Raw genomic sequence first — 18092 nt, 5'->3', positions numbered from 1 at the left:
TCAGCCGCGCAGCGACACCACGCCCTCGGCGACGGCAATCAGTTCCGCGACACGGCCGTGCCCCAGCGCGCGGCCGATCCGGTCTTCCGCCTCGGCGCTCGTGCGCGCCATGCCCAGCAGCCGGCACACCGCGCGGGCCAGCCCGGCCTGGGTGGTGCCGCCTTGCTGGCCCAGCACGTACAGCGCGATATTGCCCAGCTCTTCCAGCGCGATCTCGTCGATGGCGCGCCGCGCTTCCGCTTCCCCGCCCGGCAGGCGGAAGCCCGTCCACGCCGCCGGGTCGAGGTGCTCGGGCCAGTAGAACACGCCGCCTTCGGTGGTCATGCGCTGGTTCGCAGGGAGCAGCGCCGCCAGGTGCTTTTCGATGCGCGAGCCGGTGCGCGCCAGGCCCCAGGCGCGGATGATCCGGCGCAGCAGCACGGCCTGCGCGACCGGCCCTTCCTCATGGATGACGCGGCCCAGCTGGTGCCGCTGTTCGGCACTGGACGCCGGTTCGTAAAAACGCTCGGGGTCGCCCTTCGGCAGCGCGACCGGTATGTAGAGGTTCGCATCGTCCGGCCGCGCCGGCGCGGCTTCGGCCCCGGCCCCGGCGTCTGCGGGCATCGGCTCGGCCGGCAGCGCCGTCGGCGCTTCCTCCAGCGTTTCCCCGGCAGGGGGCGGCTCGACCACGGATTCCTCCTGACTCACCAGCGCGTCGAGCCGGGCCAGCAGGCGCCCGAGCGGCTCATCGGGATCGAGCCACCAGTCGGTCGACCAGACGCGGAACAGATTCCAGCCCAGCCCCTCCAGCACGTGCTGGCGCAGGCGGTCGCGGTCGCGCGCCGTGGCGCCGGAGTGGTACGACGGGCCGTCGCACTCGATGCCCAGCAGGTAGCGGCCGGCCGCGCGCGGGTCCACCACGCCCAGGTCCAGCCGATAGCCGGACACGCCGACCTGCTCGTGCACCGTCCAGCCCCGTTCCCGTAGCGCCGCGGCGATCTGGCGCTCGCAGCCGCCGGCGATTTCCCGGGCGGCGCCTTGCGCTTGCCGCGCCAGCGCCGGCGCCCCGCGCAGCGCGAATTCGAGGTAGTTGCGCAGGTCGCGCACCCCGGCGGCGCGCACCCGCGCCAGGTCGATCTGTTCGGGCAACAGCGTGCTGAAGATGACGACGGCTTGCCGCGCGCGGGAAATCGCCACGTTCAGGCGGCGCTGGCCGCCCTCCAGGTTCAGCGGGCCGAAATTCAGGCTCACCTTGCCCTGCGCATCCGGGCCGTAGGTGACGGAGAACAGGATGACGTCCCGCTCGTCGCCCTGCACGTTTTCCAGGTTCTTGACGAACAGGGCTTCCTGTGCCGGCGCGGCGATCGCCGCGTCGAGCGCCGCGTTGGCGCGCCGCCGTTCCTCCAGCAAGCGTTCGATCAGGGCCTGCTGCGCGCTGTTGAAGGTCACCACGCCCAGCGTCTGCCGGCTGCGGGCGGCATCGAGGTAATGCTGCTCGATGGCGGCCACGATCGCTTCGGCCTCGGCGCGGTTCGTCTTCGTGCCGCCCCGGTCGTACACGCCTGGCACGTGCCGGAAGCGCACCGCCGTGTCCTCGGTCACGGGCGAGGGGAACGTCACCAGCTCGTTGCCGTAATAGGTGGCGTTGCTGAACGCGATCAGGCTTTCGTGGCGGCTCCGGTAGTGCCAGTTCAAGGTCAATTCCGGCAGGCCGATGCCGAGACATTCGTCCAGGATGCTTTCCAGGTCCTGCACCTCGGTTTCCCCGGCGCCTTCCTCGCCCTCGTCGGCCCGGTGGAAGAAGCTCGTTGGCGGCAGCTGCTTCGGGTCGCCCACGCAGACGAGCTGCCGGCCGCGGGCGATCGCACCCACCGCGTCCCACACGGGGATCTGCGACGCCTCGTCGAAGATCACGACGTCGAACTGGGCATGGCCAGCGTCGAGATACTGCGCCACGGACAGCGGCGACATCAGCAGGCAGGGCTTCAGGCGCGGCAGCAGGGTCGGCAGGCCGGCGATCAGCTGCCGTATCGGCATGTGCCGGCGCTGCTTCTGCAATTCGCGACGCACGCGGCCCAGCTCCGAGTCCGACCCGGTGGCCAGCGTCGCGGCAGCTGGAATGCGTGCCGCCAGCGCCGCGGCCACGTATTGCTGCGTCAGCTGCTGGAAACGCTCGTCCGCCAGGCGGAATTCGCGGATCTTGCGTTCATGGTCGGCGCTGGAAAACGCGCACAGGACCGGTTCCCTGTCGATGGCCTTGCGGACCCACCAGTTGCGGTAACTGTATTCGAAGAAGTCCGGCACGCGGGCGAGCGGCACTTCGCCCGTTTCCAGCGCCACGACGATGCCTTGCAGGCCGCTGTTCACGGCGCGGGCGCGGGCGCCTTGCCACAGGCACCATGGCCGCAACTGCCGCGCGTTCTGCTGCCAGCCCTGCACGATGGCCGCGACCTGCGCCAGCGCGTCGGCAGCCGCCGCGTGCAGACCGAGGTTGTCGCCACATCCTCCGAGATTCGAGGTCTGCCGCAGCTGCGTGGAAAACTCGCGCCACGCCTCCCGATACCGGGCCAGTTCGTTTGCAACCGGCATGCCCGGCGCCAGCAGCATGCGGTTTTCCGTAACGCAGGGGAGCAGGTTCGCGCGCACCGACCCCGCCAGTTGCGGGTCGCCGCCCGCCAGGCGCGCAATGGCGCCGGCAAAGTCCCTGGCCCAGCGCTCCGCGCGCGCGACGGCCTCCCAGTCCGTGCGGTGGGCCGTGAACTCCGCTTGCAACAAAACAATGGCTTCGGCACCCATCGCGGCCAGCGCCGCATCGTGTTCGTTGATCTGCGCCAGCGCTTCGAGCAGCGCCGCCACGTCGGCGTCGCCGGGCCGCTGGCCATCGGTACGGTAGGTTTGCAGGCGCTTTTGCAAGGCGCGCCCGGCGAGCCAGCTCTTCGGCCACCAGGCTGCCTGGGCGGCCACCCACTCGCGGCGCAGTTCGGCGGCGGACAGGCCGGTGACGGCTTCCGCATAGCACCCGGCCAGGGTCTCCCAAGCCCGGTTGCGCGCCACGCCGTGCTCGCGCAATGCCGCGAGCCGGGCCAGCGCCGCGTCGTCGTGCGCCGCCTTCGCGACCCCGGCCGGAATGCGCGGTGCGGCCAGCAGGAGATCGGCCAGCCGGTCCAGCACCGCCAGGTCGTCCAGCGACAGGCCATCCGCGCCCGCACCCAGCAGCCGCAGCGGGGCCGCGGCGGCGTCGGCCAGTGCCGCGACCCGCGCGGCCAGCGCGCCGGCGCTTTCCAGCAAGTCCTGTTCCCAGGAGGGCGACCAGGCGGCGGTGCCGATCCGGCCCAGAGGATGGTTCGCGAGCGTGGGCAACTGGCTGGCCAGCGCGCCGATCTGGCGGGTCGTCTCGCGCCAGATTTCCAGGTCGGTACGGGTATGTGCGTCGGGATCGGTCCACGCGAAGGGAGCGGCACGCTCGCCGGCGTGCTCGATGCAGGTGCCGATCGCCGCGTGGATCGTCAGGTCGTTCGGGTGCACGCGGTGCAGCGCCACGGCCACGTCGTTGAGATCGGCGCGCAGGGCGGCCAGGCGGGCCGCTTCCAGCTCCCAGTCCTTCACGGTGCGCGCGCCGGCCGCGTCGAGCGCGACGCCGAGCTGGCGGATCACGTCGGCCTTCTTGGCCTTCGACGAATGCAGTTCCAGGCTGAACGGGCCCAGGCCGACGGCGTTCAGCCGGCGGTGCACGACTTCCAGCGCGGCCATCTTTTCCGAGACGAACAGCACCGACTTGCCGGTCGCCAGCAGGTGGGCGATCAGGTTCGTGATCGTCTGGCTCTTGCCGGTGCCGGGCGGGCCTTCGATGACGAGGTTGGTGCCGCCGCCCGCCACGCAGATCGCCCGCAGCTGCGAGGAGTCCGACAGCAGCGGGGCATACAGCTCGTCGGGCCGGTGGCTGGCATCGAGGGTGCGCGGCGCGAAGCCCAGGTCGGCGCTCGCGAACGCTTCGCCGGGATGGTCGATCAGCTGCGCGACCACCGGGTTCGCCCGCAGTTGCGCGTGCCGGTCCTGCAAGTCCTTCCACATCAGGTACTTGGTGAACGAGAAGATGCCCAGGTGGACCTGCTCGTGCACCTCCCACCCTTTCAGTTCGGCCACGTGCAGGCGGAACGCCTGCAGGATGCCGGCCACGTCGATGCCCTTGTCGTCCGTGGGCAGCACGTCGAAGGCGGGCAGCTTCAGCTCGAAATCCTGCGCCAGCTTCTGCACCAGGGTGGGATTGACGAGCGCTTCGTCGTCGTGCCGGGCCAGCCGGAAGCCGCTCCTCACCGACTGGCGCGCGAGCGTGACGGGCACCATCAGGATCGGCGCCAGGTGCGAGCTTTCCGCCCCCGGTTCTTCCTTCCATTCCAGCAGGCCGAACACGAGGAACAGCGTGTTGGCGCCGCCTTCCTCCAGGCTCGTGGCGGCGGCGCGATGGATTTCCAGCAGGCGCGCATTGAGCTGCTCTTCCGGTATGTCGACCAGGATTTCCTGGCGGCCGAGCGCGTCCTCCGCCAGCACGTCGAGCGGTGCCTGGCCGGTGCGTGCCGTGAAGGCGGGCGCCTCGCGCGGATCGGCGCCGGTCATCAGGGGCGGGGCGGCGCGCAGGCGGAAATCCTTGCCTTCGGCCAGCGTGTCCTCGAGGGCGCCGGGGACGGGGCAGATCACGCGCAGGGTCGTCTTCGACGGCTTAAAGTTGAGCAGCCGGTTGCGCAGCGTCAGGTCGAGCAGGCGGCTCTTCCAGCGCGCCAGCCGTCCTTCCGGCGTGTCCACGGCGGTCTCGCCCGTCGGCAGCAGCGCCGGGTCGAGCGGCGGCAGCGCCGGCATGAGCTCGATGGCAGGCGTGTTTTGCTCCACCTCCTGCTCCACCTCCTGCTCCACCTGCGGCGCCGTCGCGGCCAACGGCGCATGCGAAGGCAACGGACGGATATGCAGCTCGCGCGCGCGGCGGATGTCGATCGCACACAGGAATCCGGCATCGTCGGCGAGATGTTCCTCGCCGGCGCGGCAGGCCAGGCGCAGCGATTGCCCGCCGCCCGCCACGCCGGTCGTTTCGAACACCATCAGTTCTCCCGAGCTCACGCGCTTGCGCACCGACTGGGCGTCGTCCACCAGCGCGGTGGGGAAGCAGGTGTCGATCAGCCACACGCCGATCCACGCGTGGCCATCCTTGAGCAGCACGACCGGATGCAGGCCGGCCTGCTCCAGGCAGGAGGCGAACAGCATCACCAGGTCGAGGCAAGTCGCCACCTTGGTATCGAGGATGCGTTCCGGCGTGCGGATCTTCTGGCCGTCCGTGCCGAACGAGGCCGGCGGATTGGCGTAGTGCAGGTCTTGCGCGAGCACCGCGCCGTACATCGCCGACACCTGCTGCCAGACGCGCTCACGATTGCGCGATTGATAACCATCCATCGCCGGACTGCCCGGTACCTCGCGCAGCAGGGTCGAGGCGGCGGCGATCAGGCGATCCACGACACGCGCGTTGGGCATGCAGAACGCCGCCAGCAGTTCGGGCAGCGCGCGCGTGCCGGCCCACTGGTCGTAGGCCAGCACCTCGATCGGGTGCGCCGCTTCGAACGATGCGTGGCCATCGGCTGTCGCGGTGAGCACGATGGCGGCGCGCTCCGCTTCGTCCAGGCTCGCCGGCCAGGCATGGTCGGGCTTCAGCGCGACCGGCGCGATGCTGCGGGTTTCGCCCGCTCCGAGCCGCTCGAAACGCAGCTGCAAGCTGCCCGCGAAAGCGGGCCGGCAGCCGAGCGTCACCTCGACGTTCGTCAGCGCGGTGGTGCCGGCGTTTGTCAATGCAATGCTGCGCACCGCGGGAACGTCGTTCTGCATGGCCGCGTAACCGGTGACCGGGTCGGCGGTGAATATTGCCGTGAGCGGGGCCGGCAAGGGCAGGGGGGCGGCTACGGTGGCGGGAGCGACGGCGTTGTCTGGTGTCATTGGCGGAGGAAGGGGCAGGGACTGGCTGATTTGCCAATGTTATCAGGAAGGGTGTCCCCGCGGAAAGGACGGCAGTGCCCGAATCAGCGCATGCGCGTGACGGCGGCTTCGGGCAACGGACTCCAGCCCAGCCGCGCTTCGATCAGGCGGCGGTAGCGTGTATCGATGTGCGGCGGCGTGCGGCGCACGTAGAACTCGGCAGCCTTGCGCGTGTCGCCTTGCAGGCTGGCGAGGAAATCCACGGCTTCGCTCCCGGAAGGCATGCGCCCGCCGATGCCGTCGAACTTGGGCGGCAATGCCGTCCAGATGGCGGCGTCGATCCGGCTTTCGGCAAGCCAGGCGGCGATGCCGGGCAGCGTGGGAGCGCTATCGACAGCGGCGACGCTGCCGACGAATTCCGGGTGGCCGGCGGCGATCTTTTCCCTTGCGGCGAGCATGGCGCGCGCCGTGGCGAGGTCGGCGGCGTCCACATACGCCCAATAGGTCGGGATGAGCGGCACGCCGGGGCACAGCACCAGCGCGAGCTCGTCGCTGTCGTCGCTGTCGCGGGCGAATTCCAGGGGCAGGTGCGGTCCGCCCGGGTGCCAGCCGGAGGTCAGTTTCAGGGGGCCGGGGTTCCACAGTAGTGAACCCCAGGCAATGCAGGCGATGTTCATGATGGTAATTGTCGTGGACAGGGCTGCATTGTAGGTGGGCCGGTATAAATACAGAGCACGGCAGGACAGAGCACGGCAGGACAGAGCACGGCAGGGCGGAGCACGGCAGTAACGGCCGTGCGCGCTCAGCGGTGTATCACGACCAGCAGTGCCCTGGCCTCCGCCTTGCCGATATTGCGCAGCGCGTGCTGCTGGTCGGCCGGGTAGCGTGCCGTGCCGCCTTGCTTGACCTTTTTCTTGTGCGTCCCCACTTCGACTTCGATGGCGCCGTGCAGCAGCGTGACGTGTTCGGTGGTACCCGGGTCGTGCGCCTGCGACACGAGCTCTCCACCGGGCGCCAGGGTCAATTCATACCATTCGTATTTGCCGGCCAGTTCCATCGGGCCGAGGATGCGCAGCACGTAGCCGGCATGGTTGCCGGGCAGCGTGGGGGTCTCGTGGGCGTCCAGCACGCGGATCGTGTCTGCCGGGCGCTGCTCGTCCGCCAGCAGCTCGCCGATCGGCACACCCAACGCGTTGGCAAGGCGCCAGGTGATGGCGATGGTGGGATTGGCCTTTTCGCGTTCGATCTGGGAGAGCATCGATTTCGACACGCCGGCAATGCGCGACAGGTCTTCCAGCGTGAGGCCGCGAGCGAGGCGCAGGCGTTGCAGGGCGGCGCCCACCTCGGGTGGGGCATTGGACGGCACGGGTGATTTCATCATTGGCGGTTGCAAAGTTCAATATGCTTATGTAGTATTCAGTATATTGAACTGAAGTTCAAGATAGTGAAAACCGGAGAAAATACTGGAATCAGGGGCAAGTTCGATACCCTGTTCTCCGCGATGCACGGTACAACAGGGCTAACATGCGGTCAAGGCGCGGCCCCGCCCACAGACAAACCGAGGAAAACCATGAGCGAACAAGCGAATTTCTATGCCGGCCTGCGGCACAACCTGGAGCAACTGCGCGAGCAGGGGCTGTACAAGCCCGAGCGGGTGCTGGCTTCCCGCCAGGGCGCGGAAGTGACGGGCGACGATGGACGGACGCTGATCAATATGTGCGCCAATAATTACCTCGGCCTGTCCGGCCAGGAATGGGTGGCCCAGGCCTCGATCGCCGCCACCGAGCAGTACGGCTACGGCCTGTCGTCGGTGCGTTTCATCTGCGGCACGCAGACGATCCACAAGCAGCTCGAGCGCGCGATTTCCGATTTCCTGGGCACCGAAGACACCATCCTGTACGCAGCGGCGTTCGACGCCAACGGCGGCGTGTTCGAACCGCTGTTCGACGAGAACGACGCGATCATTTCCGACGCACTGAACCATGCGTCGATCATCGACGGCATCCGGCTGTGCAAGGCCGCGCGCTTGCGCTACGCGCACAACGACATGGCCGACCTGGAAACGCAGCTGAAGGCCGCGGCGGGCAAGCGCCACAAGATCATCGTGACCGACGGCGTGTTCTCGATGGACGGCACGATCGCCCAGCTGGACAGGATCGTGGCACTGGCCGAACAGTACGGTGCGCTGGTGATGATCGACGAATGCCATGCCTCCGGCTTCATGGGCAAGACGGGCCGCGGCACGCACGAACACCATGGGGTGATGGGCAGGATCGACATCATCACGGGCACGCTGGGCAAGGCGCTGGGCGGCGCCATGGGCGGGTTTACCTCCGGTCGCAAGGAAGTGATCGACACGCTGCGCCAGAAATCGCGCCCCTACCTGTTCTCGAACACGCTGGCGCCATCGATCGCCGGCGCCTCGCTGGCGGTACTGAAAAAACTCTCGGAATCGACCGAACTGCGCGACCGCCTGCACGAAAACACCGCTTACTTCCGCCGCGAGATCGAACGGATCGGCTTCACGATCAAGCCGGGCACGCACCCGGTGGTGCCGGTGATGCTGTTCGAGGCGCCGGTGGCGCAGAAATTCGCCGCGCGCATGTATGAACTGGGCGTGCTGCTGTCCGGCTTCTTCTACCCGGTGGTGCCGATGGGGCAGGCGCGCGTGCGCGTGCAGCTCTCCGCCGCCCATACCCGTGAACAGCTGGACAAGGTGCTGGCCGCGTTCGAGCAGGCCGGCAAGGAACTCGGCATCCTGAAAAACTGATTGGAACAATGATGGAACGGATTCTCGTAATCGGCGCCAACGGCCAGATCGGCAGCGAACTGGTCGAAGCGTTGTCGAACAAATATGGCGTGAACAATGTGTTCGCCACCGATATCTCGCCGAAGAACCTGTACGGCGCCGCGCAGTACCAGGTGTTGAACGTGCTCGACGAGGAAGCGCTGGCGCAGCTGATTTCCTCGCAGGACATCACCCAGGTCTACCAGCTTGCCGCCATGCTGTCGGCCACCGGCGAACAGGCGCCGCTGAAAGCATGGAAGCTGAACATGGACGGCTTGCTGAACATCCTGGAAATCGCTCGCGAGCGCAAGGAGCTGGGCAAGCCGCTGAAGGTGTTCTGGCCGTCTTCGATCGCCGCGTTCGGGCCTAACACGCCGCAGGAGGCCACGCCCCAGCTGACGGTGATGGACCCGACGTCGATCTACGGCATCAGCAAGCTGGCCGGCGAGCGGCTGTGCGAGTACTACCACCTGAAATACGGCGTGGACGTGCGCAGCATCCGCTATCCGGGCATCATCAGCTACAAGTCGCCACCGGGCGGAGGCACGACCGACTACGCGATCGCCATCTTCCACGCGGCGCTGCGCGGCGAGCGCTACGAGTGCTTCCTGGGGCCGAAGACCACGCTGCCGATGATCTACATGCCCGATGCGATCCGCGCGACGCTGGAGCTGATGGACGCGCCGGCCGAACAGGTCAAGGTGCGCTCCTCGTACAACGTCGCCGGAGTGTCGTTTTCGCCGGAGGAACTGGCTGCCGCCATCAAGGCGCGCGTGCCGCACTTCGCGATTGCCTACAAGCCGGACAGCCGCCAGGGCATCGCCGACACGTGGCCGAAAAGCCTCGACGATTCGGCCGCCCGTGCCGACTGGGGCTGGCAGGCGCGCATCGGCGTGGACGCGATCGTGGCCGACATGCTGGCCAATATCGACGCCCGCGTCAGCGAAGCGGCCTGACTGCCCGCGCCATCTTCATTACTACTATAAAGAGAGACAAAGATGGACATGAGCGTGTTCGATCTGTTCAAGATCGGCATCGGCCCTTCCAGTTCGCACACGGTCGGGCCGATGGTGGCCGCGCGCCGCTTCCTGCTGGAGCATGGGCCGCTGGATGACGTGACGGGCGTGACGGCCGAGCTGTACGGCTCGCTGGCGCTGACGGGCGTGGGCCACGGCACCGACAAGGCCGTGATCCTCGGCCTGATGGGCGAGACGCCGCAAGGCGTCGACCCCGACCGCGTGGATGCGATGCTGGCCGAGGCGCAGCTGCGCGGCGAGCTGGCACTGCTGGGCGAGAAGACGGTGCCGTTCGTGCGGGCCCGGCACCTCGTCTTCCACAAGACGGAGAACCTGCCCGAGCACCCGAACGGCATGCGCTTCATCCTGCACCGGCCCGGCAGTGACACGAGCCGCGTGTACTACTCGGTCGGCGGGGGCTTTATCCGCGCCGAAGGCGAAAACGCCGCGACCGACGGCGCGCCGGCGGCGCCGGTGCCGTACCCGTTCGACACGATGGCCGACCTGCTCGTGCATGGCCAGCGCACCGGCCTGGCGATTCCACGGATGCTGCGCGCCAACGAGCTGGCGCGGATGGCGCCCGGCGAGCTCGATGCGGGCCTGGACCGGATCTGGCACGTGATGCGCTCCTGCATCGCCCACGGCCTCGAAACCTCGGGCCAGCTGCCGGGTGGCCTGAACGTGAAGCGCCGCGCCGCCAAGCTGTGGCAGCAGCAGCTCGGCGCGGACCGCGCCAACGACTTGCCGCACGACGCGATGAATGGCGTGTCGCTGTATGCCATGGCGGTCAACGAGGAAAACGCGGCCGGCGGCCGCGTCGTCACGGCGCCGACCAACGGGGCGGCAGGCATCATCCCCGCCGTGCTGAAATACTATGCCGAGGATTGCAGGCCGGTCGACCCCGTGAAAGGCGTGCGCGAGTTCCTGCTGACGGCAGCGGCCATCGGCATGCTGTGCAAGCGCAACGCGTCGATTTCCGGAGCGGAGATCGGCTGCCAGGGCGAGGTGGGCGTGGCCTGCGCGATGGCCGCCGCCGGGCTGGTGGCGGCACTGGGCGGCTCGAATGCGCAGATCGAGAACGCCGCGGAGATCGGCATCGAGCACCACCTGGGCATGACGTGCGATCCGATCGGCGGCCTGGTGCAGATTCCCTGCATCGAGCGCAATGGCATGGGCGCCGTGAAGGCGATCACCGCCGCCTCGCTGGCGCTGAAGGGCGACGGCACCCATTTCGTCAGCCTGGACGATGTGATCGAGACGATGCGCCAGACCGGCGCCGACATGCAAGCCAAGTACAAGGAAACCTCGCTGGGCGGGCTGGCCGTGCATGTGGTGACGGTGAACCACGCCGCGTGCTGATGCCGCCGCGCGGCGGCATCATGGAAGGATGCCCCGCCGGTCAGGGCTTCAGCGTTACCTTGTAGATCGCGGTGTCGGTATTGTTCGGGGTGCTGTCCTTGTCTCCCGCGGCATCGCTGGTCGCCATCCACAGGTTGCCGTCGATCGTCGGCTCCACCGTGCGCAGCCGGTCGTAGGTGCCGACCAGGAACTGCCGCGTGTTGACGAGGCTGCTGCCGCTGATCTCGCTGCGATACAGGCGCTTGCCGGCCAGGCAGGCAATGTACAGCGATTGGCGGATGATGGCGATGCCGCTGCACGACGCTTCCGTATTGCGATAGGTGGCTTTCGGCGCGATATAGCCTGTCGTCGAGCAGCCGGTCCCGGACCGGTTGATGACACCTTCGCAGTTGGGCCAGCCATAGTTGCCGCCCTTGACGATCAGGTTCGTTTCGTCCTGGGAGTCGCCGAATTCCTGCGACCACAGGCGGCCGAGCGCGTCGAATGCCAGGCCCTGGGGATTGCGGTGGCCATAGCTCCACACATAATTACCGAATGGATTGTCGGGCGGCGGCGTGCCGTTGGCATTGAGCCGCAGGATCTTGCCGGAGAGATGGCGCACGTCCTGCGCACGGTAGCCGCTCTGGGCATCGCCGGTCGTGGCGTACAGCTTGCCGTCCGGCCCGAAGCGCAGGCGCCCGCCGTTGTGGAACTTGTTGCGCCCAATGCCGGACAGCAGCACCTCGAGCGACGCGGTGTCCAGCATGCCGCCCTGGTAGCGCACGCGCACGATGCGGTTGTCCGTCTGGCTCGTATGATAGATGTACAGCCAGGGATTGCTGCTCGGGAAGCCGGGCGGTATGGCCAGGCCGAGCAGGCCGCCCTCGCCATCGGTGCCTCGCACGTTCGGGATCGTACCGACAGTCCTTTTCGCGCCGGTCGCCGGATTGAGCAGGATGATGTCGTGCGCGTCGCGGCGGCTGTAGAGCACCGTGCCGTCCGGCAGGGCCACCAGGCCCCAGGGGATATCGGTCTCGTCCGCCACCTTCGCCGTCGCGCAGATCACGTCGCTGCATGCGCTGCCCGAGGTCAGCGACAAGACCGCGCTGCGCGGCGAGACATTGCCTTGTGCGTCGCGCGCGGCGAGCGTGTACTGGTACGTGGTGTTGGCGGCGAGCCCCGAGTCGGTGAACCCGAGCGTGGTCGCCGTGCCGACGTGGGCGTTGTTGCGATAGATGACATAGGCCGCGACGCCGACATTGTCGGTGGCGGCATTCCAGTTCAGGCTCACCGTGGTGCCGGCGACAGATCCCCGCAAGTTGGTGGGGACGGAAGGAGGCTGGGTGTCCGCCTCGCACTGCGGCACGTCGACGTGCAGCGAGGTACTCGCCTGCGACACGTTGCCTGCCGCGTCCCGCGCGTTGACGTACAGGCCCCAGCTCGCGCCCGGCGTCAACGTGATCCTGGCCGAGAGCACGCTGCCGTTGACGGTGCCGAGCGCCTGCCCGTCGCGGTAGATATCGTAATAGGCGACACCGACATCGTCGGTCGATGCCTCCCACGCGAGCGTGGCCGAACGGCACGCCAGGGCGCTGATCCGCAGCCCGCCCGGCGCCGTCGGCGCCTGCGTATCGTCCCCAGGCGGCGCTTCACCCCTGGACCATTGCTGGTGCAGGGTACCCTCGCAGTACCAGGTATCGATGCCGGTAGCGTTGTCGGTTTCGCCGCCTCTCACGGTCAGGCAAAGACCCGACGCCGGATTGATGATCGTGCCGTCCGCCCTCGGCGTCCATTTCTGGTTGGCTCCACCATGGCAGGGATAGGATTGCACGATCGCTCGCGGCAGGGTGCTGCCGCCGCGGATGTCGAGGCAGCGCGCGCCGCCGAACGTGCGCAGTTCACCGGCGGCGGAAAATTCCCACTGCTGGTTGGCCAGGCCGTGGCAATCGTAGATGATGGCGGGAGTAGCCGGCACCTGGCTTGCCCTGGTGATGTCCAGGCAGCGGCCCGAATCGGCGCTCACGAGGGTCGACGAGTCGGCCGCCTGGACTGCGCCGGTGCCGAGTGAACCCATGCCGGCGATCGCAAGTACCGCGGCAAGGCGTGCAGGCCGGCGGCCGGCAAGGCGGCGGCGCTGCACAAGATGGGAAAGCCTGGGCGCGCAAGGCGAAAGCAGGCCATTGGGAAGGAATTTCACGCGACTCTCCTGTGGACAGCGAGTACGACATGCCCGGGGATATCGGCGCAGAGCAGGACATAAAGCAGGTCAGAGAGCCGCAGCGGGGCCATTGACCATGCTACCGCGGGCGCTGTTTCCGTGGCGCCCGCTTGTACAACATAAAATTCGAAAAGCTGGCAAATTTCGCAAAGAAACTGCGGCCGCACTATAATAGGGATCCCTCTTCTGTGCACAACCGGATTACCAGAACCATGCAATATGTGTCCACCCGCGCCGCCACCTCGGCCGCCGCAGCGTCTTCCCAGGCAGCTCCCGCACACTTTTCCGACATTCTCCTGGGCGGCCTGGCCCCCGACGGCGGCTTGTACCTGCCCACCGAATATCCGCGGGTGACGCTCTCCGAGCTCGATGCGTGGCGCAAGCTGTCGTATGCCGACCTGGCCTTCGAGATCCTGAAGAAATTCGCGACGGATATTCCGGAAGCCGATCTGAAGGCGCTCACGCAAAAGACCTACACGGCCGACGTATACCGCAATGCGCGCGCGGGCGAAAACGCGGCGGACATCACGCCGCTGCGCGTGCTGGAAGAGCAGGGCGGCAAGAAGCTGATCCTGCAGGCGCTGTCGAACGGCCCCACGCTGGCGTTCAAGGACATGGCGATGCAATTGCTGGGCAACCTGTTCGAATACGCGCTGGCCAGGCAGGATGCACAGCTGAACATCTTCGGGGCCACGTCGGGCGACACCGGCAGCGCCGCCGAATACGCGATGCGCGGCAAGCGCGGCATCCGCGTGTTCATGCTGTCGCCGCACAAGAAGATGAGCGCTTTCCAGACCGCGCAGATGTTCAGCCTGCAGGACCCGAACATCCTGAACATCGCCGTCGAAGGCGTGTTCGACGATTGCCAGGACATGGTGAAGGCCGTGTCGAACGACCTGGAATTCAAGGCGCGCCACAAGATCGGCACCGTCAACTCCATCAACTGGGCCCGTGTCGTGGCGCAGGTGGTGTACTACTTCCGCGGCTATCTGGCCGCTACCACGTCGAACGACCAGAAGGTGTCGTTCACGGTACCGTCCGGGAACTTCGGCAATATCTGCGCGGGCCACATCGCTCGCATGATGGGCCTGCCCATCGACAAGCTGGTGGTCGCCACCAACGAGAACGACGTGCTGGATGAATTCTTCCGCACCGGTATCTACCGCGTGCGCAAGTCCGCCGAAACCTATCACACGAGCAGCCCGTCGATGGACATCAGCAAGGCCTCGAACTTCGAACGCTTCGTGTACGACCTGGTTGGCCGCGACCCGGCCCGCGTGAAAGCGCTGTTCACGAAGGTGGAGAGCGACGGCGGTTTCGACCTGTCCGGCGGCGATGGCAGCGACGGCGACGAATTCGGCAAGGTTTCCCAGTACGGCTTCCTGTCCGGCAAATCCACGCATGCCGACCGGCTGCAGACGATCCGCGACGTGGCCGACGATTACGGCATCGTCATCGACACGCACACGGCCGACGGCATCAAGGTCGCCAAGGAACACCTGGAAGAAGGCGTGCCGATGATCGTGCTCGAAACGGCGCTGGCCGCCAAGTTCAACGAAACGATCCTGGAAGCGCTGGGCGAGGATGCGGAGCGCCCGGCGGGCTTCGAGGATATCGAATCGCTGCCGCAGAAATACACGGTGATGCCGCCGGACGTCGACAAGATGAAGGCGTACATCGCGGCGAACACGGGGCTGTAAATGACGCTCGCGCGCAAGCCGATGCTGTCGCGGCAGGAAGCACTGGACTTCCTGCTGGCCGCGTGCCGCCCCGTGACGGACATCGAACTGGTGCCCACTTTGGCGTCGAACGGCCGCGTGCTGGGCGCCGACTGCGTGTCCGACATCGACGTGCCGGCGCAGGACAATACGCAGATGGATGGCTATGCCGTGCGTGCCGCCGAGTGCACGAGTGGCGCGGCGACTCTGCCAGTCTCGCAGCGCATTCCGGCCGGCCACGTGGGCGAGCCGTTGCAGCCCGGCACCGCCGCGCGCATCTTCACCGGCGCCTTCATCCCCGAAGGCGCCGACGCGGTGGTGATGCAGGAGCAATGCGAGGCCGATGGCGACGCCGTCACGATCCGGCATGGGCCCAAGCCCGGCGAGTGGGTGCGCCGCGCCGGCGAAGATATCCGGAGCGGCAACGTGATCCTGCCCGCCGGCACCCGCCTGCGCAGCCAGGAACTCGGCCTGGCTGCCTCGATCGGCCTGGCCAGCCTGCCGCTCTTGCGCCGCGTGCGCGTGGCCGTGTTCTTCACCGGCGACGAGCTGACGATGCCGGGCGAACCGCTGGAGCCGGGCGGCATCTACAACTCGAACCGTTTTGCCTTGCGTGCGCTGCTGGAAAACCTCGGCTGCGAAGTGGCCGACTTCGGCATCGTGCCGGACAGCCTGGCGGCGACCCGCGCGGTGCTGCGCCAGGCGGCCGAGGGCAGTGACCTGATCATCACGTCCGGCGGGGTATCCGTCGGCGAGGAAGACCACGTGAAGCCGGCCGTGGAAGCCGAAGGCAAGCTCGATATGTGGCAGATCGCCATCAAGCCGGGCAAGCCGCTGGCCTTCGGCGAAGTGGGCAAGGCGTTCTTCATCGGCCTGCCGGGCAACCCCGTGTCGAGCTTCGTGACGTTCCTGCTGTTCGTGCGCCCGTTCCTGCTGAAGTTGCAGGGCGCGTCCACCATACGCGAGCCGCTGGCTTTCCCGCTGCGCGCCGACTTCGACTGGAAGGGCGACCGCCGCAACGAATTTTTACGCGCGCGGATGAACGCGAACGGCGGGCTCGATCTGTTCCCGAATCAGGGTTCGGGGGTGCTGACGTCCACCGTGTGGGGCGACGGGCTGATCGACAATCCCGCGAACCAGCCGATCCGCGCCGGCGACACCGTGCGCTTCATTCCATTCACCGAACTGCTGTACTGATATGCGAATCAACCTGAAATTCTTTGCCAGCGTGCGTGAAAAGCTGGGCACGTCCGGCGAAAGCCTCGACGTCCCGGCCGACGTGCCCACGGTGGGTGCCTTGCGCACACTGCTGGTGGCGCGCGGCGGCGCCTGGGCCGAAGCGCTGGGCGAAGGCCGCGCGCTGCGCATGGCCTGCAATCAGCAGATGTGCGATGCCTCGGCACCGCTTGCCGAGAACGCCGAAGTGGCGTTCTTTCCTCCCGTGACAGGCGGCTGAGCTTTATCGTTTCTTGCCGGGCGTCCGTTTCGGTAACGCCGCGTCGCAGGCGGGGCAGGCGAGGGCCTTGCGATAGCGGTTCCACGCCGCGCCCGTGAAGATCGCCGCGGCCACCGCGGCCCAGATGGCGGCGCTGCCAATGTCGGCCGGCGCCGTCGTGCCTTTCGCCCACTCGACGGCGACCAGGATGGCGAACAGCGGCACGGCCGCGAGCAGGTAGCGTTTGATCCAGAAGAGCGTGCCCATCGTTTCCTCCAGCATGGATTTTCTGCCAGTATGCCGGGGCGCGGCGCGTTTTGCACTACAATCTCGCTCCTCATGATGACCCCAGCTTCTTCCCCCGTCGCCCGCCCGCGCGTCGCGATCGTCGGCGGCGGCCCGGCCGGCCTGATGGCCGCCGAAACGCTCGCCCGCGCCGGCGCCTTCGACATCCACCTGTACGATGCGATGCCTTCGGTCGGCCGCAAGTTCCTGCTGGCCGGCCGCGGCGGCATGAACATCACGCACGCCGAACCCTACGAACAGTTCGTCACGCGCTACGGCTCCCGCGCCGCCGCGCTGCGGCCCATGCTCGACGCATTCGGCCCGGACGCCGTGCGCGCCTGGGTCCACGGGCTGGGTATCGACACGTTCGTCGGCACTTCCGGCCGGGTGTTCCCGACCGAAATGAAGGCCGCGCCGCTGCTGCGCGCCTGGCTGCACCGGCTGCGCGAAGCCGGCGTGCATTTCCACCAGCGGCACCGCTGGACCGGATGGACCGGCGATACCCTGCGGTTCGCGACACCTGAGGGTGAAGTGCTCGTGGAAGCCGAAGCGACCGTCCTTGCCCTGGGCGGCGCGAGCTGGGCACGGCTGGGTTCCGATGGCGCGTGGGTGCCGCTGCTGGCCGGGCGGGGCATCCCGGTGGCGCCGCTCCAGCCGTCCAATTGCGGCTTTGACGTGGCCTGGAGTGCGCTGTTCGCGGGGCGGTACGCGGGGCAACCGCTGACGACCGCGGCCGCGACGTGGATCGACGGCGCGGGCCAGCGGGTACGGCGGCAGGGGCAGTTCGTGGTGACGGCGACCGGGGTCGAGGGCAGCCTGATCTATGCCTTGTCCGCACCGGTGCGCGACCAGATCGCCGCGCACGGCAGCGCCGTCATCGAAATCGACCTGCTGCCCGACCTGACCGCCGAGCGTGTGCTGGCCGAAGTGACACGGCCGCGCGGCTCGCGCTCGCTGTCGAGCCACCTGCAAGGGCGTCTCGGAATCAGGGGCGTGAAAGCAGGGCTGCTGCACGAATGCCTGAGCAAGGAACAGTATGCCGATCCGGCCACGCTGGCCCGTGCCTTGAAGGCTCTGCCGCTGACCTTGCGGGCGCCGCGGCCGATCGACGAAGCGATCAGCAGCGCCGGCGGGGTAATGTTCGAGGCGCTCGAGGGCGCGATGTTGCGTGCCGTGCCCGGCGTGTTCGTGGCGGGCGAGATGGTCGACTGGGAGGCGCCGACCGGCGGATATCTGTTGACGGCTTGCATGGCAAGCGGGGTGATCGCCGGGCGGGACGTCCTGTCCTGGCTTTCCCGGCAACAGGCTACGTGAGGGCAGCACTCGACCAGGAACGGTGAGGCCCCATTCTCCCCCTGCCACA

The 18092-nt window shown here is 67.8% G+C and carries 12 protein-coding genes; 7 read left to right on the top strand and 5 right to left on the bottom strand.

The annotated features are described in order from the left end of the window. The 3 genes from V6Z91_RS24270 to V6Z91_RS24260 form a co-directional block, all read right to left on the bottom strand. Entirely contained in the window at window positions 1-5952 is a 5952-nt protein-coding gene (locus V6Z91_RS24270) for a DUF3320 domain-containing protein (protein WP_338762276.1), read from the bottom strand. An 83-nt stretch (window positions 5953-6035) separates the two neighbouring features. Beyond that, window positions 6036-6608 (bottom strand): hypothetical protein, encoded by a 573-nt coding sequence (locus tag V6Z91_RS24265; RefSeq protein WP_338762274.1) that lies wholly within the window; start codon window positions 6606-6608, stop codon window positions 6036-6038. 125 nt (window positions 6609-6733) lie between these two features. Then, the gene (locus tag V6Z91_RS24260) at window positions 6734-7309 is read right to left on the bottom strand and encodes an XRE family transcriptional regulator (RefSeq protein WP_338772034.1); all 576 of its coding nucleotides are present in this window, start codon (window positions 7307-7309) and stop codon (window positions 6734-6736) included. 192 nt (window positions 7310-7501) lie between these two features. Between V6Z91_RS24260 and kbl the strand changes: the two genes are divergently transcribed. The 3 genes from kbl to V6Z91_RS24245 are packed head-to-tail and all read left to right on the top strand — an operon-like array spanning window position 7502 to window position 11094. After that, window positions 7502-8701 carry a glycine C-acetyltransferase gene (gene kbl / locus V6Z91_RS24255; protein WP_338762272.1) on the top strand — a complete coding sequence of 400 codons (1200 nt, stop codon included), beginning with the start codon at window positions 7502-7504 and terminating at the stop codon, window positions 8699-8701. An 11-nt stretch (window positions 8702-8712) separates the two neighbouring features. Then, complete coding sequence (locus V6Z91_RS24250; protein ID WP_338772031.1) at window positions 8713-9675, top strand: NAD-dependent epimerase/dehydratase family protein; 963 nt, start codon at window positions 8713-8715, stop codon at window positions 9673-9675. 42 nt (window positions 9676-9717) lie between these two features. Next, complete coding sequence (locus V6Z91_RS24245) at window positions 9718-11094, top strand: L-serine ammonia-lyase (RefSeq protein WP_338762269.1); 1377 nt, start codon at window positions 9718-9720, stop codon at window positions 11092-11094. A 40-nt stretch (window positions 11095-11134) separates the two neighbouring features. On the opposite strand, the gene V6Z91_RS24240 is transcribed toward V6Z91_RS24245, so the two are convergent. Further along, complete coding sequence (locus tag V6Z91_RS24240) at window positions 11135-13270, bottom strand: PQQ-dependent sugar dehydrogenase (protein WP_338762266.1); 2136 nt, start codon at window positions 13268-13270, stop codon at window positions 11135-11137. 233 nt (window positions 13271-13503) lie between these two features. Between V6Z91_RS24240 and thrC the strand changes: the two genes are divergently transcribed. From thrC to moaD, 3 genes are read left to right on the top strand one after another with little or no spacing between them, the layout of a single operon-like run. Further along, window positions 13504-14991 (top strand): threonine synthase, encoded by a 1488-nt coding sequence (gene thrC / locus V6Z91_RS24235; RefSeq protein ID WP_338762263.1) that lies wholly within the window; start codon window positions 13504-13506, stop codon window positions 14989-14991. Further along, a complete protein-coding gene (gene glp, locus V6Z91_RS24230) occupies window positions 14992-16206 on the top strand; it encodes a gephyrin-like molybdotransferase Glp (protein ID WP_338762260.1) in 1215 nt (404 codons plus the stop codon). Window position 16207: 1 nt separating this feature from the next. Continuing rightward, on the top strand, window positions 16208-16465 hold the full coding sequence (gene moaD, locus V6Z91_RS24225; RefSeq protein WP_338762257.1) for a molybdopterin converting factor subunit 1: 258 nt from the start codon (window positions 16208-16210) through the stop codon (window positions 16463-16465). Window positions 16466-16468: 3 nt separating this feature from the next. On the opposite strand, the gene V6Z91_RS24220 is transcribed toward moaD, so the two are convergent. Beyond that, window positions 16469-16726, bottom strand: coding sequence for a hypothetical protein (locus V6Z91_RS24220; protein ID WP_338762255.1), 258 nt, complete (start codon window positions 16724-16726; stop codon window positions 16469-16471). A 57-nt stretch (window positions 16727-16783) separates the two neighbouring features. On the opposite strand from V6Z91_RS24220, the gene V6Z91_RS24215 reads away from it, so the two are divergent. Next, window positions 16784-18043, top strand: a complete 1260-nt coding sequence (locus V6Z91_RS24215) for a TIGR03862 family flavoprotein (protein WP_338762252.1) — start codon at window positions 16784-16786, stop codon at window positions 18041-18043. Window positions 18044-18092 lie beyond the last annotated feature (49 nt).

Origin of the sequence: Massilia sp. METH4, from assembly GCF_037094685.1 — a bacterium.
Taxonomy (GTDB): domain Bacteria; phylum Pseudomonadota; class Gammaproteobacteria; order Burkholderiales; family Burkholderiaceae_D; genus Rugamonas.
The sequence above is the reverse complement of the archived record's forward strand: the minus strand, read 5'-3'. Positions and strand labels throughout refer to the sequence as shown.